The 21,086-nt window shown below is 64.3% G+C and carries 17 protein-coding genes and 1 riboswitch; of the genes, 7 read left to right on the forward strand and 10 right to left on the reverse strand.

Annotation, left to right across the window (positions count from 1 at the left end; genetic code table 11):
- On the reverse strand, positions 1–2,807 hold a 2,807-nt coding region (metH, locus tag RBR29_RS02375; RefSeq protein WP_320346859.1), incomplete at its 3' end, for a methionine synthase.
- A 151-nt stretch (positions 2,808–2,958) separates the two neighbouring features.
- A riboswitch (cobalamin riboswitch) is annotated at positions 2,959–3,119 on the forward strand.
- Positions 3,120–3,224: 105 nt separating this feature from the next.
- On the opposite strand from metH, the gene RBR29_RS02380 reads away from it, so the two are divergent.
- Both RBR29_RS02380 and RBR29_RS02385 read left to right on the forward strand, forming a co-directional pair.
- Positions 3,225–5,135, forward strand: coding sequence for a TonB-dependent receptor (locus RBR29_RS02380; protein WP_320346860.1), 1,911 nt, complete (start codon positions 3,225–3,227; stop codon positions 5,133–5,135).
- Between the two features lie 35 nt (positions 5,136–5,170).
- Complete coding sequence (locus RBR29_RS02385; protein ID WP_320346862.1) at positions 5,171–6,007, forward strand: cobalamin-binding protein; 837 nt, start codon at positions 5,171–5,173, stop codon at positions 6,005–6,007.
- Positions 6,008–6,034: 27 nt separating this feature from the next.
- On the opposite strand, the gene RBR29_RS02390 is transcribed toward RBR29_RS02385, so the two are convergent.
- The 3 genes from RBR29_RS02390 to RBR29_RS02400 are packed head-to-tail and all read right to left on the reverse strand — an operon-like array spanning position 6,035 to position 9,872.
- Positions 6,035–7,054: a hypothetical protein gene (locus RBR29_RS02390; RefSeq protein WP_320346864.1), complete on the reverse strand. Its 1,020-nt coding sequence runs from the start codon at positions 7,052–7,054 to the stop codon at positions 6,035–6,037.
- Positions 7,055–7,059: 5 nt separating this feature from the next.
- Positions 7,060–9,036 (reverse strand): hypothetical protein, encoded by a 1,977-nt coding sequence (locus RBR29_RS02395; RefSeq protein WP_320346866.1) that lies wholly within the window; start codon positions 9,034–9,036, stop codon positions 7,060–7,062.
- Positions 9,021–9,872 (reverse strand): SH3 domain-containing protein, encoded by an 852-nt coding sequence (locus RBR29_RS02400; RefSeq protein ID WP_320346868.1) that lies wholly within the window; start codon positions 9,870–9,872, stop codon positions 9,021–9,023. The genes RBR29_RS02395 and RBR29_RS02400 overlap by 16 nt, the downstream gene beginning before the upstream one ends.
- Positions 9,873–10,121: 249 nt before the next feature.
- Between RBR29_RS02400 and RBR29_RS02405 the strand changes: the two genes are divergently transcribed.
- From RBR29_RS02405 to RBR29_RS02415, 3 genes are all read left to right on the forward strand, one after another.
- Positions 10,122–10,925, forward strand: coding sequence for a thiazole synthase (locus RBR29_RS02405; RefSeq protein ID WP_320346871.1), 804 nt, complete (start codon positions 10,122–10,124; stop codon positions 10,923–10,925).
- 66 nt (positions 10,926–10,991) lie between these two features.
- Complete coding sequence (gene thiD, locus RBR29_RS02410; RefSeq protein WP_320346873.1) at positions 10,992–11,813, forward strand: bifunctional hydroxymethylpyrimidine kinase/phosphomethylpyrimidine kinase; 822 nt, start codon at positions 10,992–10,994, stop codon at positions 11,811–11,813.
- Between the two features lie 74 nt (positions 11,814–11,887).
- The gene (locus tag RBR29_RS02415; protein WP_320346875.1) at positions 11,888–12,568 is read left to right on the forward strand and encodes a protein-L-isoaspartate O-methyltransferase; all 681 of its coding nucleotides are present in this window, start codon (positions 11,888–11,890) and stop codon (positions 12,566–12,568) included.
- On the opposite strand, the gene rfaE2 is transcribed toward RBR29_RS02415, so the two are convergent.
- From rfaE2 to ubiE, 5 genes are all read right to left on the reverse strand, one after another.
- Positions 12,558–13,043 (reverse strand): D-glycero-beta-D-manno-heptose 1-phosphate adenylyltransferase, encoded by a 486-nt coding sequence (rfaE2, locus tag RBR29_RS02420; RefSeq protein ID WP_320346904.1) that lies wholly within the window; start codon positions 13,041–13,043, stop codon positions 12,558–12,560. The two genes, RBR29_RS02415 and rfaE2, sit on opposite strands and share 11 nt — an antisense overlap.
- A gap of 2 nt (positions 13,044–13,045) precedes the next feature.
- A complete protein-coding gene (ubiB, locus tag RBR29_RS02425; RefSeq protein ID WP_320346877.1) occupies positions 13,046–14,614 on the reverse strand; it encodes a ubiquinone biosynthesis regulatory protein kinase UbiB in 1,569 nt (522 codons plus the stop codon).
- Complete coding sequence (locus RBR29_RS02430) at positions 14,608–15,234, reverse strand: hypothetical protein (protein WP_320346879.1); 627 nt, start codon at positions 15,232–15,234, stop codon at positions 14,608–14,610. Before RBR29_RS02430 ends, ubiB begins: the two co-directional genes overlap by 7 nt.
- A gap of 148 nt (positions 15,235–15,382) precedes the next feature.
- On the reverse strand, positions 15,383–16,363 hold the full coding sequence (locus tag RBR29_RS02435; RefSeq protein WP_320346881.1) for a TIM44-like domain-containing protein: 981 nt from the start codon (positions 16,361–16,363) through the stop codon (positions 15,383–15,385).
- Positions 16,364–16,477: 114 nt separating this feature from the next.
- Complete coding sequence (ubiE, locus tag RBR29_RS02440) at positions 16,478–17,242, reverse strand: bifunctional demethylmenaquinone methyltransferase/2-methoxy-6-polyprenyl-1,4-benzoquinol methylase UbiE (RefSeq protein WP_320346883.1); 765 nt, start codon at positions 17,240–17,242, stop codon at positions 16,478–16,480.
- Positions 17,243–17,417: 175 nt separating this feature from the next.
- Here ubiE and phoB point away from each other — a divergent pair, with 175 nt between their 5' ends.
- Both phoB and phoR read left to right on the forward strand, forming a co-directional pair.
- Positions 17,418–18,113 carry a phosphate regulon transcriptional regulator PhoB gene (phoB, locus tag RBR29_RS02445; RefSeq protein ID WP_320346885.1) on the forward strand — a complete coding sequence of 232 codons (696 nt, stop codon included), beginning with the start codon at positions 17,418–17,420 and terminating at the stop codon, positions 18,111–18,113.
- Positions 18,110–19,444, forward strand: coding sequence for a phosphate regulon sensor histidine kinase PhoR (gene phoR, locus RBR29_RS02450; protein ID WP_320346887.1), 1,335 nt, complete (start codon positions 18,110–18,112; stop codon positions 19,442–19,444). Before phoB ends, phoR begins: the two co-directional genes overlap by 4 nt.
- Positions 19,445–19,473: 29 nt before the next feature.
- Here phoR and ilvA read toward each other — a convergent pair whose 3' ends face one another.
- Positions 19,474–20,982, reverse strand: a complete 1,509-nt coding sequence (gene ilvA, locus RBR29_RS02455) for a threonine ammonia-lyase, biosynthetic (RefSeq protein ID WP_320346889.1) — start codon at positions 20,980–20,982, stop codon at positions 19,474–19,476.
- Between the last annotated feature and the right edge of the window lie 104 nt (positions 20,983–21,086).

Below are 21,086 nucleotides of genomic sequence, written 5' to 3' on the forward strand. Positions count from 1 at the left end.
AGCATCGGCGTGGCCTGACGGTTGGCATGACGATGGCGCACCAGTTCGTATTCATCGGCTATGTCTTTGATGTACGCATCGGCCTGGTCGGACATCAGGCTGGTGGCCACCCCGACAGAACGGCTGGCATCGGGCACGTAGATCACCGGCCCTTCGTAGTTGGGCGCGATCTTCACGGCGGTGTGCACCTTGCTGGTGGTGGCCCCGCCCACCAGCAGTGGAATATTGCGTTCGCGGAAATAGGGATCGCGCTGCATTTCCGAGGCCACATAGGCCATTTCTTCCAGGCTGGGCGTGATCAGCCCCGACAGGCCGACCATGTCGGCACCGATTTCCTTGGCCTTTCCCAGGATCTGGGCACAGGGCACCATCACGCCCATGTTCTCGACCTCGAAATTGTTGCACTGCAGAACGACGGTGACGATGTTTTTGCCGATGTCATGCACATCGCCCTTGACCGTGGCGATGACCAGCTTGCCCTTGGAGCGCACGTCGCCCCCGGCCTCGGCCAGCTGGCGCTTTTCTTCCTCGATGAAAGGCAGCAGATGCGCGACGGCCTGTTTCATCACGCGCGCCGATTTCACCACCTGGGGCAGGAACATCTTGCCCGAACCGAACAGATCGCCCACCACGTTCATGCCGTCCATCAACGGCCCTTCGATCACCTCGATGGGCCGCCCACCCGCCGACATGATTTCCTGGCGGACTTCTTCCGTGTCCTCGACGATGAAGGTCGTGATGCCATGCACCAGCGAATGCGTCAGGCGATCGCGCACCGGCGCCTGGCGCCATGTCAGGTCTTCCTCTTTTTTCTTGCCCGCGCCGCGCAGCGTATCGGCCAGTTCGACCAGGCGTTCAGTGGACGTGCGCTCGTCGGCCGGGTCGGTCCGGCCCAGCGGGGTCTCGCGGTTGAAGACGACGTCCTCGATCAGATCCCTGACCTTGGGATCCAGTTCGGAATAGACGCCCAGCTGACCCGCATTGACGATGCCCATGGTCAGCCCGCGCTGGGTGGCGTAATACAGCACGACGGCGTGAATGGCCTCGCGCATGGCCTCGTTGCCCCGGAACGAAAAGCTGACGTTCGAAATGCCGCCCGAGGTGCGGGCATGCGGCAGATTGTCCGTGATCCAGCCCACACTTTCGATGAAATCCAGGCCGTAGCGGTTGTGTTCTTCCAGGCCCGTGGCAATGGCAAAGACGTTGGGATCGAAAATGATGTCCTCGGGCGGGAAACCCACCTGATTGACGAGAATGTCGTAGGCCTTGGAACAGATATCGATGCGCCGCTGCAGACTGTCGGCCTGGCCATCCTCATCGAACGCCATGACCACCACGGCAGCCCCGTACTTGCGGCACAGCCTGGCCTGCTCGATGAAAGGCCCGACCCCCTCTTTCATGGAAATCGAGTTGACCACGCATTTGCCCTGCACGCAGCGCAGGCCGGCCTCGATCACCGGCCATTTCGAACTGTCGATCATCACCGGCACACGCGAGATGTCCGGTTCAGACGCCAGCAGGTTCAGGAAACGCGGCATGATGGCCAGGGCATCGAGCATGCCCTCGTCCATGTTGACGTCGATGATCTGGGCGCCGTTTTCCACCTGCTGGCGGGCCACCGACAGGGCTTCGTCGAATTTTTCCTCGCGGATCAGGCGCAGGAACATCTTGCTGCCGGTGACGTTGGTGCGCTCGCCCACATTGATGAACAGCGTGTCACGATCGAAATTGAGCGGCTCCAGGCCCGACAGGCGCGTCTTGACCGGAATGACCGGCGGCTGCCGATGCGGCAGAAAGCGCACCTTGCGGGCGATCTCGCGGATGTGATCCGGCGTGGTGCCACAGCAGCCGCCCACCACATTCACCAATCCCGCCTGGGCGAATTCTTCCAGCAGACTGGAAGTGTCGGCCGGTGTTTCGTCAAAACCCGTCTCGGCCATGGGATTGGGCAGGCCGGCATTGGGATAGACACAGACGTAGGTGTCGCAGATTTTGGACAGTTCGGCCACATAGGGACGCATCAATGCCGCGCCCAGCGCACAGTTCAGGCCGATGGTGACGGGGCGTGCGTGACGCACGGAATTCCAGAAGGCCTCGACCGTCTGCCCCGACAGAATGCGCCCGGACGCATCGGTCACCGTACCAGAGATCATCACCGGCAGGCGGATGCCACGGTCCTCGAAAATGGTTTCGATCGCAAAAATGGCCGCCTTGGCATTCAGCGTATCGAAAATGGTTTCGATCAGCAGCAGGTCCGCGCCGCCATCGATCAAGCCGTTGACCTGTTCGGTGTAGGCCACGCGCAGTTCTTCGAAGGTCACGTTGCGCGCGCCCGGATCATTGACGTCCGGCGACAGGGACGCCGTCTTGGGCTGCGGCCCGATCGCCCCGGCCACGAAACGGGGATGATCGGGGGTAGCCACCGCATCGCAGGCCTCGCGCGCCAGCCGCGCCGAGGCGACATTCAGTTCATACGCCAGATCCGGCAGGCCATAGTCGCCCTGAGCCACGCGCGTGGCGCCAAAGGTATTGGTTTCGACCACATCGGCACCGGCATCCAGATAGGCGCGATGGATCTCGCGGATGACGTCGGGCCGCACCAGGGACAGCAATTCGTTGTCGCCCTTCAGGTCGCGGTCATGATCTGTGAAGCGGTCCCCCCGGAAATCCGCCTCGGTCAGCTTGTAGCGCTGGATCATGGTGCCCATGGCCCCGTCCAGTACCACGATGCGCTGGCCCAGCAGGCGCACGAACTCGGCGCCCCGGGTATAGGATTCGATGGGATGGGGCAAGGCTGGGTAGGTCACGGAGCAGTCCAGGCAAGACAGGGAAAGGCCCATTGTATCGTCGCGTATCCCGCCAGGGCAGCGGCACTGCAGGCCCATCCAGCCGCTTCATATTTAAAGTAATACGGCGGTTTCCCGAAAAAATCCACGCGCCCCGGGAAAGCCACATGCTATAGTGCGCGGCGAAACAGGTATCCATCGGCACCCCCACCGGGTGTCGACGGATTCAAACGGGAAACAGACGGCTCACCCATGAGCCCAGCTGTGCTGCCCCCGCAACGGTGCGCATGATTTCATGCCAGCCCGATACCGGCCTGCTTCGACACCTGACCCGCCCGGCGCGGCCATCGGCATCCCCACACATGCGGGCGGACCACACGGCCCACGGGCGATTTTCCATTCCGGCGTGCGGGGACGCGCGCCATACAGGGCCTCGTCATGTCTGTCTTCATTGCGCGCCGCCTTGCGGCTGCCTGCTGTCTGCTTCCCCTGGCCGCCACGGCCCAATCCCCCCCCCCGGAATCCACCGTCCCCACCTTGCGGGATATCGTCGTCACCGCCAGCCGCAGTGCCGAACCCTTGGCCGACGCCATCGGCGACGTCACCCTCATCGGCCCGCAGCAACTGGCCGAGGCGCGCGGCGACAGCATCGCCGAGATCATCGGGCGGGCGCCGGGGGTGCAGTTCACGAACAGCGGCGGGCCGCAGACGATCACCAGCCTGTTCCTGCGCGGCGCGAATGCCAACCAGACCCTGGTGTTGATCGACGGCATGCGCGTCAACGGATCCACATCCGGAGGCGCCGCATTCCCCGCCATTGACCCGGCCATGGTCGAACGCATCGAAATCCTGCGCGGCGCCGCCAGCAGCCTGTATGGGTCGGATGCCATCGGCGGCGTGATCAATATCATCACCAAAAAAGGCGTGCAGGACCGCCCTCTGTCCGCCTGGGCCAATGCAGGCTACGGCACCCATGAAACCGCCAAATCCAGCCTGGGCCTGTCAGGCGCCGCCCAGGGCTGGGACTACAGTTTTTCGGCCAGCGCGGCGACCAGCAAGGGGTTTGACGTCCAACGCCCCCGGTTCTCCAATCAGGCCCCCAACGACATGCACTCTCCGGACAAGGACGGCTACCGCAGCCATGCGGTTTCCGGCACGCTGGGCTATCGCTGGGCAGAAGGCCACCACATCGGCCTGAGCGCCTACAACGGTTATACCGATGGGGACTTCGATGCCGCCGGCTACGATCCCCTGACCTGGGCCAGCTTCCCCCTGGAAAACGTCTATAGCCTGTATCGGCAACAAGCCTACGCGATCACCTCGACGGACCGCATCACCGATCAATGGGAAAGTGTCCTGCGCTTTGGCTGGAACAAGGACACCGTCGAATCGCGCAACCCCGCCACGTTCGACGATACCAGCAGCCTGCGTCGTATTTTTTCCTGGCAGAACAATTGGCAATTCCTGCCGCAGCATCGTCTATCGCTGGTCACCGAACGAACCGAGGAACGGATCCAGGCCCACACGCGCTATGACCGGACGGACCGGAATACGAATGCCATCGGCTTGATCTACAAGGGCCGAATCGAGCGGCTGCATGCCCAGGCCAGTGTGCGCAACGACAACTACACGGACTACGGCAACCAGACGACCGGTAGCCTGGGTCTGGATTTCGATCTGACCGATGCCTGGCAGATCGGGATCGCGGGCAATACGGGCTTTCATGCGCCGACATTCAACGACATGTACTACCCCGGCTCCGTCAATCTGGATCTCAAGCCGGAAAAATCCCGCAACATCGAAGCCCATATTGCCTACGCAGGCGAACGAACCCAGGCACGCCTGACGCTGTTCCAGAACAAAATCCGCGACCTGATCGTCTGGGACAATGCCTTGTTCAAGACCAACAACCTGGATAGCGCCACGATCCGCGGCATCACGCTGTCCGGTGAGCACGATTTCGGCGGCACCACCGTCCGGGCCAGTGCCGATTTTCTTGATCCACGCAACGATGATCCGGCCCCCGGCACCCAAAGCCAGCTGATTCGCCGCGCCCGCCAGGTCTTCCACCTGGGCGTCGAACACCGCATCCAGGCCCTGAAACTGGGCGCGGAATACCAATACACCGGCAACCGCTACGACAACGTCTACAACTCCGCCACGTTCAGGACAGAACAGACCCGCCTGGGCGGCTTCTCCCTGGTCAACCTGACCGCCACCTATGATTTCAGCAAGTCACTGGGCGTGCAGGTGCGCTGGAACAACGTGCTGGACAAGAACTACGTGCTGGTGGATGGCTACAACACACCGGGATCCAATGTGTTCGTGAACCTGTCCTGGCGGATGTAGCGATGAGGCGAGCGGCGGACGGCTTCGGCGGCAGGATGCGGCGGCGCATCCTGGGCCTGGCGGCCGCCACCTGCCTGTGCATCGGCACGGTCCACGCGACCGAAGCCTCGCCCCGCATCATCACCCTGGCGCCCAACGCCACCGAACTGGTCTACGCCGCCGGGGCCGGCGCCGACATCGTCGGCACCGTCCTGAGCAGCGACTATCCGCCTGAGGCGCGCACCATCCCGCGCGTCGGCGACGGCATCCAGTTCAGCGAGGAAAGCATCCTGGCGCTGCGCCCGACCCTGGTGATCGGCTGGCAGCCGTCCGACGTGACACGATCGCTGGCGCAGCGCCTGGCCCCGCTGGGCGTGCCCCTGATCTACACCAATCCGAAATCGCTGGACGACATCCCCCAACTGATTCGCGACCTGGGCGCGCGCCTGGGTACGCAACGCACCGCCGAAGACACGGCGCGCGACCTGGAGCGCCGCATCCGCGCCCTGCGGCCAGCGCCACCTCCACCGCAGACGGTCTTCATCGAGATCAGCGCCGATCCGCTGTACACACTGGGCCGGGACCCGCTGACCAACGATCTGCTGGCGCGTTGCGGCGGCGTCAACCCCTACGCCGACAGCACGATCCCCGCGCCGCAGATCAGCGTGGAATCGGTGCTGCACCTGAATCCCCAGGTGCTGATCCTGTCACCCTCTGGTCACGACACCCTGGCCGCACGACGGGCGTGGTGGGCGCAGCACGGCCTGGCAGCGGCCCGCACGGGCCGCATCTACGCCATCGACCCCGACCAGCTGCACCGGCCAGGGCCGCGTCTGGTGGCTGCGGCCGAAACGATCTGCGCAGACCTGCGCGACAGCCGCGCGCGGCCTTGAGGCTGGCTAATGCCAGCCAGCCAAGCATCAATTGTCCAGGCGCATTTCCAGCAAGCGCAGGGGACGATACGCATCGCGCCGCCCACCCCCACTGAACAACTGCTCCAAGGACACTGGGCGCGCCGGCGCCATGTTCATCGACAGCGAGGATGATCCGCCCGTCAGGAAGTCCAGCAATGCGAGGCAGTCATCACGCTGCAACGGCGCCCCATCGAACACCGCTTCGGGATCGTGCTTGCACTGTTTCTTGCCCTCGTCGGCTTTTTCCTGGAGCCATTTGGCACGCTGCTTGGCAGCCGCACCCTGTCCGGGCACAGCGGCAAAACCGTGCCGCGCCACCAGGGCGCGAACCCGTTGCGCATAGCCCTCGTCCTTCACACTGGCGTGCACCGCGCGGATTTCCAGTTGCTGCAGTTTTTGACCGACAGCCGCCAGAACACCCAAAGGCCCGAAAAAGGCAGCCCCGCCCAGCATGCCGGGGATTTCTTCGGCCTTGCTGTCCCCCAGGCGATCCACCCAGCGCACCAGGTCGCGCACGCGCGTCAGGTCCAGGTTGAAACTCCCGCGGAAGGCATCGGGCTGATCCAGGGAAAAGCGCAATCCTCCCTGGTCCGCCTGACCATTCAAGTCCCAGGATAGATCGAACGAGAAAGGCGGCAGATCGGTACGCCCACCGGCCTGGATCAGATCGGTTTGTGCCAGAGGACTGAAACCATCCCGGTCGGATACCGCCCGCATTTCGATGTGGGCAGTCTTGCGGTCTGCAGAGTTTTCCAGATCGGACAAGATGACGCGCTCGATGGTGACTTGCCCCGCGTCCTTGCCACCGCCCAGCCGAATCGTCACATCCTTCAGGGTTGCGGAGCCCAGCGGGGATGCGGAAAGATCCCGCCAATGCACAACATCACGCAAATTGTATTGATCCAGAAACCGATACAAGGCGTCTTCCGCACGATTGGTCGCCACCGAGGATGCCACCAACCAGCCCCCCACCACGACGACTGCTGCTGCCCCTCCAAGGGACAGGACTTTCTTTCGTTGGTCCATTTCCATCACCCCTCAGACCTGGCCTGATCAATCTGCTGCTGTGCTGCCTCTGGCGTCCAGTCCGGCATGCCATGCAACAGGCGCATGACCGCCAGTGGATCGGCCAAATCGGTACAGCCCTCTTGTTTGCAAGGCTGCACCCCGCTATCGGCACTGGGCGTGACCAATGTCATCGACAGGCCGTCTTTGTCCAGCCGTTTCGAATCCGTCGCCGCCTTGCCACGAACCGCATACCAGGACTTTTTCAGGTCCCGACCACCCACGATCCGCAAGTCATAGGGGAAATCCACCACTGCATCGGCACCCTCGTGCCCGCTGACGTGGACGATCTGCTGAAAATCCATCGTCCCCCCGGCGTACAGGCGCGCATAGGCGCGCCCCTGGAAGGGGACATAGGGCGTCGAACGGATGAAATACTGGCGCAACAGGCTATCCGGCGCGGCCTTGTCCTTGTCGACCAGTTCCTGATACTGCGCCAATTGCCGCTCGGCCTGCCGGGCCTGATTCTGCAGGGCAAGCCGCCTTTCCCAGGCCAGCTGCTGCTGGCGCTGTGCTTCTGCGCGTTCGGCCTGCTGCTGACGCAGACGTTCTTGTTCGGCCTTGCGTTGCTCACGAGAGAACACGTAGTTGTCTGCACGCGCCAACTGGAACTTCCAGTCTCCCACCGCAACTCGCTTGGCGTAATTCCAGTCGCGATTGGCCCGAATGGCGTACATCATGTGTTCGCGATCCTCGGTCAGCGCACCTTCCAGGGTGTCTGCGAAACGCACATGGACAGAGCGCGCCTGAGGCAGGGCGACCGTCTGCAACGCCGTCAATGAAGCATTCAAGGCCTGGCTGATATCGGCCGCCTGCCTGAAAATACTGTCCTGCGCCGTCATGACATCCAGATTGCCCCCCACATTCAACGGAGCCATCACATAACCGGGTGCCACCCGTACCCGCAGCAGAAAATACGCCTGAAACGCCGGGTTGTTGCCCAAGCCGAACCAGAGCGTATCCCGGCCATTGGTTCCCACGAGCGCCGCAGTCTGAACCGGTTCATCAAAAGCATAGCCATGGTTGAAATACAGCTTGTTCGTGCGCCCGATCACCGCGCCATCCGAACGCTGCAAAGTCAATTTGCCCGCCCCCTGGGCATAGCCGTCTGCCGCACATGTCACCCCTTCGGACAACAGAGACACGTACTGCGCATCCTGCCCAAGATTGAACCCGGCACGGATCTTGCAGCCATTCTGATCCTGCATTTCCTTGAGAAAGGGTGACGCCGCCAGCACAGCGGCTTCGTTTTGCGGTTTCCAGCCTTTGACGTCGAAATCAGCCGCACCCAGGGTGTCCAAAGCCCGCGCCTGCTGGGGCTCGGCCGGCGCCTGCTCAGGCGCCGGCTTTTCAGCCTCTGCCTTGGCAATGACGGCTGGCTCAGTCTCCTTCGGGTCCGACGCAGCGACACGCACATTGTCTCCACCCTGCGCCGACACGACAGGTGCTTCGGGGGGAACCGCTGCTGCCGTGCTCGGATCCGAGGGAGTCGCCGCAGCCGCTGCTACAACTGGGGCCTCAACTGGGGCCTCAACTGGGGCCTCAACCGCAGCCTCGCCAGTGCCGGAAGACACAGGCGCTACCACCATCTGCCACTGCGCTGTTTTGCTGCTGGTCCCACGCGCAACGGCCTTGCCCGCCTTGTCCTGCCCCTGCCAGGTCAAGGCGCTGGCCTGCGGGCATTGCTGTGCCATCAAGGCACCCAGCTTGGGCATCAGGCGCCCCAGCGCATCCAGGTCTGCTGGTCCATGGAACACCACACGCAAATCAGGTTGCTCCGAGCACCACGGCGTCCCTGTAGCATGTTCGACAAAGATTTCGACGTTTTCCGCCTTGGAAAAGGCCAGACGGGAAGATTCGGCCCACACAGGGCTTGCTGCCAAGGCCCCCGCCACGGCCAGCACCCAGACACGTTGATCCATCTGCATCACCCGATCTGCCATGCGCCATCCGGTTGCTGACACGCATCAACCGTCTTGGATTCGCTGCCCTGGGCTGTCGTCACGTCATACTGCACCGTGCGGCATGTCGTCTGGACGGCGATCTGGTCCACGACCGGTTTTGCGGGTTCGATCGCATCCAGATCAAAACCCTGCGACTGCGCCTGCGCGACCGTCATGGTATCCAGATCGATCGCCTGGTCGGCCTTGGCCACCGCAACCGGCTTGACCAACGGGCCATAGACATAGCCAACCGTCACCCCTTTACGACCAACGGCGATCCAATCGTTCTCGGTCCGACCCAAGGCGGTGAACGTCTGCCCATTGGACAGACTGCCGATCTTGGCATTTGACGTACTGGGGCCAGCCCGCAAATTGGTCGAGGATTTGGCCTGCCAGGTCTCGTTCAATGCATGCAGCGTCTTGACCTGAACGACATTCTGGGACCGCTTGAGGGATCCTTCGTGCGTCTGCGTCTTGGACGCAACCGGACGGATGGTGGCCTTGGCACCGCTATGATCGGACGCCCAGGTCTGGGTCTTGCCACTGGCCAGAGCGCGTTGCGTACTGGCCGCCAGGGCTTCCTGATCCTTGGCATCCAGATTGGAGCCAATCCAATTGCCCAGCGCGCCACCGGCCAACGCGCCGGCAATCATCGCAACCGTGCGGCCCGAACCCCCGCCGATCTGGCTGCCCAGGAGCACGCCAGCAACTGCCCCGACCGCGGTACCAATCGACTGCTTGGTTCCCCAGCCACCCCCACTGCCATCCGTGGCGCAGCCGGTTGCAAACAGGGTCGCTGCCAAGGCTGCAGCCAGGGCTTTCTTGGATCCCAACATGTTTCTTCCCCCTTTTTGGTGTCGCGCAGCTCTTGGCATATCCCGCCGCACAAGTTCGATCCAATAAGACAAAGCACCCATTTTATCCATAAACCAACATATATTACGAATGGCATAGACAAACTGCACGCCCCAGCACATCACGTGCGCGTCTGACAACGCCATCCCGCAAATGGATTATCCTTGCAACATGGGCCGCCGCGCCCCACGGCGGCCCGTTTCATTCGTTCCGCACCGAATCTTGCCATCATGACCTCCCCAGACCCTCTCATCATCGCCGACCGCGTCTTCCATTCCCGCCTGCTGGTCGGCACCGGCAAATACCGCGATTTCGAACAGACCCGCCAGGCCATCGAGGCCAGTGGCACGGAAATCGTCACCGTCGCCATCCGCCGCACCAATATCGGCCAGAACCCGGGCGAACCCAATCTGCTGGATTTCCTGCCGCCGGACCGCTACACCATCCTGCCCAACACGGCCGGCTGCTACACCGCCGACGATGCCGTGCGCACGCTGCGCCTGGCGCGCGAACTGCTGGATGGCCACAATCTGGTCAAGCTCGAAGTCCTGGGCGATGCCGGCAATCTGTTTCCCAACATGCCCGAAACCCTGGCCGCCGCGCGCACGCTGGTGGCCGACGGTTTCCAGGTCATGGTCTATTGCAGCGATGACCCGATCCAGTGCCGCATGCTGGAAGACATCGGCGTGGCAGCGGTGATGCCGCTGGCCTCGTTGATCGGCTCGGGCATGGGCATCGTCAACCCCTGGAACCTGCGCCTGATCATCGACCAGGCCCGCGTTCCCGTGCTGGTGGACGCCGGCGTGGGCACGGCCTCGGACGCGGCCATCGCCATGGAACTGGGCTGCGACGCGATCCTGATGAACACCGCCATTGCCGGCGCACGTGACCCGATCCGCATGGCGCACGCCATGCGCCTGGGCGTGAAAGCCGGGCGCGAGGCCTACCTGGCCGGCCGCATCCCGCGCAAATACTACAACGCCGACCCCAGTTCGCCCACCGAAGGCCTGCTGCCTTCGACCCGGGCCGCCTGATTCTTACCGGCTCTTGCGCTCGCCGGGCGTGCCGCTCCGGCGCGCCCCCTCTGCATGGAGACCGCGATGATTCCCAACACCCTGTCAATTGCCGGCGTAGACCCCTCGGGCGGGGCCGGCGTGCTGGCCGACGTCAAGACCATGAGCGCGCTGGGCGCCTACGGCATGGCCGTGATCGCCGCGCTGACCGCGCAGAACACCCATGCGGTCACCGGCATCGCCCCGGTGCCACCGGAATTCGTTGCCGCCCAGATCGACACGCTGTTTGCCGACGTGCGCGTGGACGCGGTCAAGATCGGCATGCTGGGCCAGGCCGGCGTCACCCGTGTCGTGGCCGATCGCCTGGCGCACTGGCAGCCGGCGCATCTGGTGCTGGACCCCGTCATGGTCGCCAAGAGCGGCGATCATCTGCTGGAACGCCAGGCAGTGGACGCTCTGCGCGAGGGCCTGATCCCGCTGGCCACGGTCATCACACCCAATCTTCCGGAAGCCGGCGTGCTGCTGGAACAAAGCCCGGTGGACAACCTGAAAGACATGCGCCGCGTGGCCGAACGCCTGCGCCGGCTGCTGGCCGACGACGGCGAACGCTGGGTCTTCCTGAAAGGCGGCCACCTGCCGGGCGACGACACCATCGACCTGTTGCACGACGGCGACCGACTGATCGAACTGCCGGGCCGCCGCATCGACACGCCCAACACACACGGCACCGGCTGCACGCTGTCGGCCGCACTGGCGGCCCTGCTGCCCCGCGCCCCCGGGATGCCCGAGGCGGCCCGCCACGCCAAGCGCTGGCTGGAACACGCCATCGCGGCCTCCGGCCAGCTGCACGTCGGCACAGGTCACGGACCAGTGCATCATTTCCACGCCCTTTGGGGGGCCTTGGCCTGATCCCGCGCAAGCCCACCACCCGGGCGGCTGGCCTATAATCAGGCTCGAATCAATCCTAGGTGCATCCACGCGACATGAACGCCAACGACATCACCGACGCCGATCGCGCCCGCTTCAACATGGTCGAACAGCAGATCCGTCCCTGGAACGTCCAGGACGAACAGGTGCTGCAGGCCGTCTTCGACATGCCCCGCGAACGCTTCGTCCCGCCGCATCTGCGCGCCCTGGCCTTCGCGGACACTGAACTGCCGCTGGTCATCGACGGCATCGACACCCGCGAAACCATGCTGTCCCCCAAGGTCGAAGCCAAACTGGCCGAAGAACTGCTGCTGCAGCCGACCGACTGCGTGCTGGAAATCGGCACCGGATCGGGCTATCAGGCGGCCCTGCTGTCACGGCTGTGTCAGCAGGTCACCAGCATCGAACTCGAAAGCCGCCTGACCGCATTCGCCCAGGCAAACCTCGCGCGCTGCCAGGTGCACAACGTCACCCTGGAAACCGGCGACGCGCATGCCGGCTGGGGCACGGCCGAATACGACGCCATCCTGATCACCGGCTCGGTCCCTTCGGTGCCCGACGCCCTGAAATACCAGCTGGCCGTGGGTGGCCGCCTGGTGGCCATCGTCGGCCACAAACCCATCATGACGGTCTGCCGCATCACCCGCACCAGCGCGGCCAATTTCGACACGACGTACCTGTTCGACACTTACGTCAAGCCCCTGCGCGGCACGGCGCGGTCACGCTTCAAGTTCTGATCTTGCGCAGCAGCGCCGTGGTCGATCTCTGGTGTTCGAACGGGATCGCCACGGCTCGTCCGCCCCAGCCGCGCACCACAGCGGTTTCCGGCAGCGCATCCATGTCGTAGTCGCCGCCCTTGACGATCACGTCAGGCCGCAGGGCCTGAATCAGTTCCAGCGGCGTATCCTCGGAAAACAGCACGACCCCATCCACACAGGCCAGGGCGGCCAGCAGGGCCGCCCGGTCGGCCTGCCCGTTCAGGGGCCGGTCGGGCCCCTTGCCCAGACGGCGCACGGAATCATCGGTATTGACCCCCACGATCAAGGTGGCCCCCAGTTGGGCGGCCTGATCCAGATAGGTGACGTGACCGCGATGCAGGATATCGAACACGCCATTGGTAAAGATCAGTGGCCGCAGGAAATGTCCGGCGCGCACGGCCTGTTCGCAGGCGGCACGATCGAGGATCTTGGATTCGAAGCGGGCAGGCGCCATCATCAGACACCACCTGCGCCGCGCGTCAGCGCCCAGACCGCCACGGCCAGGCCAGTCGCCAATATGCCGCACAGCACGGCCAGCAAGGTATTGGAACGGTCCTGGGCACGGCGCAGGCGTTCGAGTTCGGCCCGCATCGCCGGTCCCGGGTCAGGATGATTCAGGCGGGCATAGACCAGACGGGGGATCTGCGGCAGGATCTGCGACCACTGGCTGGCTTCCTGGTCCAGGCGCTGACGCAAGCCCCGCAGACCGACGCGCTGGTGCATCCATTTTTCCAGAAAGGGCTTGGCCGTCTGCCAAAGATCCAGGTTCGGATCCAGTTCGCGCCCCATGCCCTCGACATTGAGCAGGGTTTTCTGCAGCAGCACCAGCTGGGGCTGGATTTCCACATTGAAGCGCCGTGAGGTCTGGAACAGGCGCAGCAATACCTGACCCAGGGAAATTTCTGCCAGAGGCCGGTCGAAATAGGGCTCGCAGACGGCGCGTACGGCGCCTTCGAGTTCTTCTTCGCGCGTGGTGGGCGGCACCCAGCCGGACTCGATGTGCAACTGGGCGACCCGGCGATAGTCACGCTGGAAAAAGGCGAGGAAATTCTGCGCCAGATAGTTCTTGTCGAATTCCGACAGAGAGCCAACGATCCCGAAGTCCAGGGCAATGTAGCGCCCCAGTGTTTCCGGGTCGTCGGACACATAGATGTTGCCCGGATGCATGTCGGCATGGAAAAAACCGTCCGAGAACACCTGCATGAAAAAGATCTCGACCCCTTGGCGCGCCAGCAGCGGGATATCCACCCCCAGCGCGCGCAGGCGATCGACCTGGCTGACCGGCACGCCGCGCATGCGTTCCATGGTGAAGACCTGGCTGGCGCAGTATTCCCAGACGACCTCGGGCACCCGCAACAAGTGAGCCCGGCCGGTGTCGGGGCCGAAATTGCGCCGCAACTGGCTGCAGTTGGCGGCTTCGCGGATCAAGTCCAGTTCGTCGTGCAGGTATTTGTCGAATTCGGCCACGACCTCGCGCGGCTTGAGCCGCCGCCCATCGGGCGCCATCCGCTCGACCAGACCCGCCAGCGTGCGCAGCAGTGTCAGGTCGCGCTCGATGGCTTCGCGCATCCCCGGGCGCAGGACCTTGACCGCGACTTCGCGGCCATCGTGCAGCTCGGCAAAATGCACCTGAGCGATGGACGCCGAGGCCACAGGGTCCCGCTCGAATCGGGCAAACAGGTTCTGGGGCGTATCCCCCAGGGATTCGCGGATGATGGCGGCCGCCTGGTCAGACGGGAAAGGCGGCACGCGATCCTGCAGCCGCGCCAGTTCGTCGGCAATGTCCTGGGGCACTAGGTCACGGCGCGTGGACAGCACCTGACCGAACTTGACGTAGATCGGCCCCAGGGTTTCCAGGGCCAGGCGCAGGCGTTCACCGCGCGGACGACGGGGGCGCCGTCCCAGGCGGACGATCTTCAGCAGCCTGTGCGCCCAGGGGTGCTGGATGCCGGACAACAGCAATTCGTCAAGCCGGTAGCGCAGGCCGATCCACAGGATGTAGGCCAGGCGCAGGAAGGTCAGCATGTCCCGCCCTCCAGCCGCCGCAGGCGGGTGTCAAGGCGTTCGAGCCGGGATTCCAGTGTCTGGCGGTCCACCATCCAGGCCTGGAATGCCGTGTTCCGGACACCCAGGCCGGATTCATCGCCCAGATATTCCGCCAGATTGTCCTGCATCCGTCGCGCGGCCTGGGTCAGGCCACCAGCCAACTCGCGTGCGCCTCGGGTCAGGCGCACCGCCGCCACATCGCCGACGAGACGCGACAGATCGTCTTCCACATCCCAACGCAAGCTGCGCGCCAGATCGGACACCACATGCGCCAGACCGGCATCCCCCTGGATCCGTGCCAGACCCGTGACGCCAGCTAGGCCTTCGTCACGCCAGGCACCGGGCAGGTCGCGGCGGCGCTCGGGCGGAATGGACAGCACGACGTCAGGCACCACGGCCCGGTCGCAGGCCCGCAAGGTGCCATCGGCTGCAATCACGCATTGCAAGGTCCAGGGTTCGCCCGCCGTCAGGCGCAGCGACTTGCCGGCCTGCACCATCAGCCGTTCACTGGCCCAGGATTCTCGGCGCAGCAACGCATTCAGCCCCCGCAACAGGATTTCGGAAGGGGCAGGAAAAGGCAAGGGCAAGGGAAAAGGCATGATCATGGACGATGGGACCGTGCGCGCCGGGTCTGGGCGCAGGCCCCAGTTTACCGGTTTTGCGTAAGGGGCAGGCAGGCCCGAACGCAAGCGACCGCCCATCCCCATGGCGGGGGGGCGGCCGCAAAAACCAGGGCTGCGCAGCCGGTCAGCGCGCGTTGGTCTGCTGGATGCCGGCCAGCAGCCAGCCAGCGCCATCCGCCTTGTACAGGTTCCAGACCTCTTCGAAATGGAAGGCCTCGGATCCGACCGATTCACGCAGCATGCCCGAATAGCGCACACTGGCCAGATGGCCCCCGGCCACGGTTTCGATCCCCAGCAGTTCAGCGTTCAACAATACGACATCGGTGCGATTGCCTTCGTCGGGGCTGGGCAGGCGGGGCGTGATTTCGGCCAGCAGATCGTCCGTCAGGAATTCACGCAGGCCATCACGGTCGCCGGCATCCCACAGGGATTGAACATGCGTGAACTGGCGCTTGGCCTGATCCAGGAAGGCTGGCACATCGAAGCCTTCCGGGATGAACCAGGATGGATCCTGGGTCTGGACGGAAGACACGGCCTCGATCACCGGAGCGGCGGACGCAGCCGGGGCCGGCGCCGGGCGGCTGCCGGACAGATCGAAGCCCCCGTTCTGCGGCGCCGACTGGCGATAATGGTTACCCGACGCTGCCCCACCTGCGGCGGCGCGGGCCAGCGGCTGCTGGGTCCCACGCAGGCGGCGCACCAGGAACATGACGGCAAAGACCACCAGGCCGATCAGCAGTGCGCTGGACAGGAATTCAAGAAAGGCACCCGACAGCCCCAGACTGGACAGCAGCGCAGCGATCCCCAGACCGGCCGCAATGCCGGCGATGGGACCGAGCCAGCGGGACATGCCCGACTTGGCTGCAGTACCAGCCGCCGCCGTCCCTGCAGCTGCGCCCGCAGCGGGCGTGGCGGCACGCGGGGTGGCCTGCGCGGCAGGCGGCTTCACGGCCTGACGCTGCTTGAGCACATTGGTGGACTGGCGACCGAAGCTCATGCCACCACCCAGGCGGCGGGCATGCGCGTCCTGGGTCACGGCCAGCAGGGTCAGGGCAGCCAGCAGCAGCACTGCAGCAGCGGCCCAACGGGGTAGGCGAAGGTTCATGGAGTCTCCTAGGGACAGGGCCGCAATGCATGCACACACCGGCAACCTGACAGAAAGCTGAATGAACCTGAAAAATACCACAAAACCGAACCCCCGCGCAGCATGGGGGCAGGTTCAGTCCAGCCGGATCCCCTCGTGCAGGGCGACCACGCCGGCCGTCATGTTGAAGTACTGCACCCGCCCCAGGCCGGCCTCGCGCATCATGCCGGCCAGGGTTTCCTGGTCCGGATGCATGCGGATGGATTCGGCCAGGTAGCGATAGCTGGCCTCGTCGCCCGCCACCAACCGGCCCATTTTCGGCAGGATATTGAAGGAATACCAATCGTACGCAGGCGCCAGGGCCGGCATCACACGGGAAAATTCCAGCACCAGCAGCTTGCCGCCCGGTTTCAGGACACGGCGCATTTCCGCCAGGGCACGGTCCTTGTGCGTCATGTTGCGCAGGCCGAACGCCACCGATACCCGGTCGAAATACTGATCGGGAAACGGCAGGCATTCGGCATCGCAGACCGCTGTTGGCACGACCACGCCGCTGTCCAGCAAACGGTCGCGGCCCACGCGCAGCATGGAATCGTTGATGTCGGTCAACCAGACTTGGCCTTCGGGGCCGGCGCGACGGGCAAAGGCGCGCGCCAGGTCTCCCGTGCCCCCGGCAATGTCCAGAACCCGCATGCCTGGGCGCACCTGGGCGCGGCCAATGGTGAAGGCCTTCCAGACGCGATGCAGCCCCACCGACATCAAGTCGTTCATCACGTCATAGCGCGAGGCCACGGAATGAAAGACCTCGGCCACGCGGCGGGCCTTGTCCGTTTCCTGGACGGTCTCGAAACCGAAATGGGTCTGCGGCCCCTGGCCGGCATCTGGTGCGGGTGTACTCATGATCCGCGTATCGTACCACTGTAGAAGACCCAAAACGGTACAGGCCGTGCCCTATGTGACAGCGTCACATCAATGAAATAATGCGACCGTATGATGACAAGCGTGCCATACACGCGCTCCTGCGTCCGGAACAGCACCCCCGCACCGGACCTTGCCGCCTCGTGAGACTTGCCCCATGCCCGCTACCATCCTGCTCATTGAAGACGAACCCGCCATCCAGGAACTGCTGACCATCAACCTGCAGCATGCCGGCTACAGCGTGCGCAGCGCCCTGAGCGCACAGCAGGCGCAGGATCAGATCCAGCAAATCCTGCCCGATCTGATCCTGCTGGACTGGATGCTGCCCGACCTGCCGGGCATCCGCCTGGCCCGCCAGCTGCGCAGCGATACCCGCACCCGCGACATTCCGCTGATCATGCTGACCGCCCGCAGCGCCGAACAGGACAAGGTGGATGGCCTGGAGGCCGGGGCCGACGACTACATCACCAAGCCTTTTTCCCCGCGTGAACTGCTGGCGCGCATCAAGTCCCTGCTGCGCCGCCGGGCGCCACAACTGACCCGCGACCCGATCGAGGCCGGCGGACTGCGGCTGGAACCCGATTCCCGGCGCGTATCCGGCAACGGTCAGCCGCTGCCCATGGGACCGACGGAATTCCGCCTGCTACACTTCCTGATGACGCATGCGGAACGCGTGTACAGCCGAGGCCAACTGCTGGATCAGGTCTGGGGCGATCACGTCTTCGTCGAGGAACGCACGGTGGACGTCCACATCCGCCGCCTGCGCAAGGCCCTGTCACCTGCCGGCCTGGAAGGCGTCATCCAGACTTCGCGCGGGGCAGGCTATCGTTTCAGTATCACACATCCGCAATGAGCAAGACGCTTGTTTCCATCGCGCTCTGGGCACTGGGCGGCTGGCTGCTGGGCGCCTGGCTGGGCGCCGCCACCGGCTGGGCAGTCTTTGCCCTGGGCCTGCTGATGATGGTGCTGATCAGCGGCCTGCAACTGTCGCGTATCGCCCGCTGGGTGCGTGCCATCGACGAACCCCCGCCGCCTTCGGTCGGCCCATGGGACGAGATCCTGGCACCGATCTACCGCAAACTGAAGCAGAACCGCCTGGACCTGCAGGACCGCGCGCGCAATTTCCATCGCGCCCTGCTGGCCGCCGAGGCCCTGCCCGACGGCGCCCTGACACTGGCACCGGACAAATCCCTGCAATGGTGCAACCAGACCGCCGCCAGCCACCTGGGCCTGGACCTGGAACGGGATCGCGGCCACAGCATCCTGAATATCGTGCGCGCGCCGGAATTCGCCCGCTACGCCAGCCAGGACACCTGGGACCAGCCTTTGATCCTGCATCTGGGCAGCGACATGCAGGCCCGCACGCTGTCGTTGCACCTGGCCCCCTACGGGGTCGGCCAGTTCCTGATGGTCACGCGCGACATTACCCAGATCGAACGACTGGAAAACACCCGCAAGGATTTCGTCGCCAACGTATCCCACGAAATGCGCACGCCCCTGACGGTGCTCCTGGGTTTCGTGGAAACCTTGCAGGATCTGCCCGACGATGCGCTGACCGAAGCACAGCGCCGCCACTACCTGGACCTGATGGCCCAGCAGGCCCACAATATGCAGGCTCTGGTGGCCGACCTGCTGACCCTGTCCTCGCTGGAATCGACTCCCAACCAGGAAGGCGGCCCCGTTTCCATCGCAGCCCTGTCTCGTACCGCCCAGGCCCAGGCCCAGGCGCTGTCCGGCGGGCAGCACGTCTTCGACGTCCACCTGGACGAAACCCTGCGCATCCGCGGCCAGGACACGGAACTGGCTTCCGCCATCGGCAATCTGCTGACCAACGCGGTGCGCTACACCCCGGCAGGCGGCACGATCACCGTGCGCTGGGAACCGACCCCGGACGGGGGCGCCGCCTACCGCGTCCTGGACACCGGCATCGGCATCGACCCGACAGACATCCCACGCCTGACGGAACGCTTCTTTCGCGCCGACCGGGGCCGTTCGCGCGCCACGGGCGGCACCGGTCTGGGGCTGGCCATCGCCAAGCACGTCGCCCTGCGTCACGAGGCCACCCTGGACATCCAGAGCACGCTGGGCAAAGGCAGTGTCTTCAGCATCCTGTTCCCAGCGGCGCGCGTCTGTGCGCCTGCCGGGCACGCCGAACCAGCACCGCCACCGGCCCGGGCAGCCTGACCTGGGCGGCGCACCTGGCTACGGCCTGACTACAGGAACAAGCGGTAGGCGGGGTTCTCGGTTTCGTTCCAGCACGGGTAACCCAGCGTCGCCAGGAATTCCTTGAACGCTTTTTTATCGGCGGGCGGCACCTGGATGCCCACCAGGATGCGACCGTAATCATCACCCTGGTTGCGGTAATGGAACAGACTGATGTTCCATTCCGGATTCATGCCGCCCAGGAATTTCATCAGCGCACCAGGCCGTTCGGGGAATTCGAAACGGTACAGGACTTCGTTTTCGGCCAGGCTCGAACGCCCGCCCACCATGTAGCGCAAGTGGGTCTTGGCCATCTCGTTGCCGGTCAGGTCCAGGGTGGGGAAATCCAGCTTGCGAAAATGCGCTGCCAGTTTCTCGATTTCGGATTCCGAACGGATCTGCAGGCCCACATAGACGTGCGCCTGTTCGGCGTCGGAAATCCGGTAGTTGAATTCCGTCACTGCCCGCTGGCCCACCGCCTCGCACAGCCGCAGGAAACTGCCGCGCTTTTCCGGTAGGGTGATGGCGAACAGCGCCTCGCGCGCCTCGCCCACATCGGCACGTTCAGCCACGAAGCGCAGACGATCGAAATTCATATTCGCGCCACAGGTGATGGCCACCAGCGTCTTGCCTTTCCACTTGTGTTGGGCGACGTAGCGCTTGGCCCCGGCCAGCGCCAGCGCGCCGGCGGGTTCCAGCACGCTGCGCGTATCCTGGAAGACATCCTTGATGCCGGCACAGATGGCGTCGGTATCGACCGTGACGTAATCGTCCACGTATTCACGCGCCAGGCGGAAGGTTTCCTGCCCGACCTGCTTGACCGCCGTACCATCGGAAAACAGCCCCACATCAGCCAGCCGGACCCGGCGGCCCGCCTGGACGCTGCGCACCATGGCATCGGAATCCACGGTCTGCACGCCAATGATCTTGATTTCCGGGCGCAGTTGCTTGATATAGGCCGCCACCCCTGCGATCAGGCCCCCGCCGCCGATGGCAACGAAGACCGCATCGATGGGCCCCGGATGTTGACGCAGGATCTCCATGCCCACCGTGCCCTGGCCCGCGATCACATCGGGGTCGTCAAAGGGATGCACGAACGTCAGCCCGTCACGCGCCTGCAGTTCAGCTGCGTGCTCGGCCGCATCGGTGAAACTATCGCCAAACAGCACGACCTCGCCGCCCAGGGCGCGCACGGCGTCGATCTTGACCTGGGGCGTGGTCACCGGCATGACGATCACCGCCCGGCATTTCAGGCGGCTGGCCGCCAGCGCGACCCCCTGGGCATGGTTGCCAGCCGATGCGGCAATGACCCCGCGCCGCCGTTCGTCTTCGCTCAGGTGCGCCATCTTGTTGTAGGCCCCGCGCAGTTTGAAACTGAACACGGGCTGCGTGTCCTCGCGCTTGAGCAGCACGGTATTGCCGATCCGCTTGGAAATTCGGGGCGCCAGGTCCAGGGAAGTTTCGTGGGCGACGTCATAGACTTTGGACGTCAGAATGCGTTTCAGATAATCGACGGACATGGCGCAAATGGCGAGTAACAAAGGGAATCAAAAAGAATATCACAGGGATTGAACGGCCATCACCCACGGCCACACGCTCAACAAGCATGGTGTCGCACGCAACA

Origin of the sequence: Castellaniella sp., assembly GCF_034007085.1 — a bacterium.
GTDB lineage: Bacteria > Pseudomonadota > Gammaproteobacteria > Burkholderiales > Burkholderiaceae_B > Castellaniella.

Excerpts from the sequence above, each read along its gene's own strand:
- RBR29_RS02380 (WP_320346860.1), top strand. The coding sequence starts at position 3,225 with ATGTCTGTCTTCATTGCGCGCCGCCTTGCGGCTGCCTGCTGTCTGCTT.
- RBR29_RS02390 (WP_320346864.1), bottom strand. The coding sequence starts at position 7,054 with ATGGACCAACGAAAGAAAGTCCTGTCCCTTGGAGGGGCAGCAGCAGTC.
- phoR (WP_320346887.1), top strand. The coding sequence starts at position 18,110 with ATGAGCAAGACGCTTGTTTCCATCGCGCTCTGGGCACTGGGCGGCTGG.
- RBR29_RS02430 (WP_320346879.1), bottom strand. The coding sequence starts at position 15,234 with ATGCCTTTTCCCTTGCCCTTGCCTTTTCCTGCCCCTTCCGAAATCCTG.
- RBR29_RS02405 (WP_320346871.1), top strand. The coding sequence starts at position 10,122 with ATGACCTCCCCAGACCCTCTCATCATCGCCGACCGCGTCTTCCATTCC.
- RBR29_RS02395 (WP_320346866.1), bottom strand. The coding sequence starts at position 9,036 with ATGGCAGATCGGGTGATGCAGATGGATCAACGTGTCTGGGTGCTGGCC.
- phoB (WP_320346885.1), top strand. The coding sequence starts at position 17,418 with ATGCCCGCTACCATCCTGCTCATTGAAGACGAACCCGCCATCCAGGAA.
- ubiB (WP_320346877.1), bottom strand. The coding sequence starts at position 14,614 with ATGCTGACCTTCCTGCGCCTGGCCTACATCCTGTGGATCGGCCTGCGC.
- RBR29_RS02415 (WP_320346875.1), top strand. The coding sequence starts at position 11,888 with ATGAACGCCAACGACATCACCGACGCCGATCGCGCCCGCTTCAACATG.
- RBR29_RS02435 (WP_320346881.1), bottom strand. The coding sequence starts at position 16,363 with ATGAACCTTCGCCTACCCCGTTGGGCCGCTGCTGCAGTGCTGCTGCTG.
- thiD (WP_320346873.1), top strand. The coding sequence starts at position 10,992 with ATGATTCCCAACACCCTGTCAATTGCCGGCGTAGACCCCTCGGGCGGG.
- rfaE2 (WP_320346904.1), bottom strand. The coding sequence starts at position 13,043 with ATGGCGCCTGCCCGCTTCGAATCCAAGATCCTCGATCGTGCCGCCTGC.
- RBR29_RS02400 (WP_320346868.1), bottom strand. The coding sequence starts at position 9,872 with ATGTTGGGATCCAAGAAAGCCCTGGCTGCAGCCTTGGCAGCGACCCTG.
- RBR29_RS02385 (WP_320346862.1), top strand. The coding sequence starts at position 5,171 with ATGCGGCGGCGCATCCTGGGCCTGGCGGCCGCCACCTGCCTGTGCATC.
- ilvA (WP_320346889.1), bottom strand. The coding sequence starts at position 20,982 with ATGTCCGTCGATTATCTGAAACGCATTCTGACGTCCAAAGTCTATGAC.
- ubiE (WP_320346883.1), bottom strand. The coding sequence starts at position 17,242 with ATGAGTACACCCGCACCAGATGCCGGCCAGGGGCCGCAGACCCATTTC.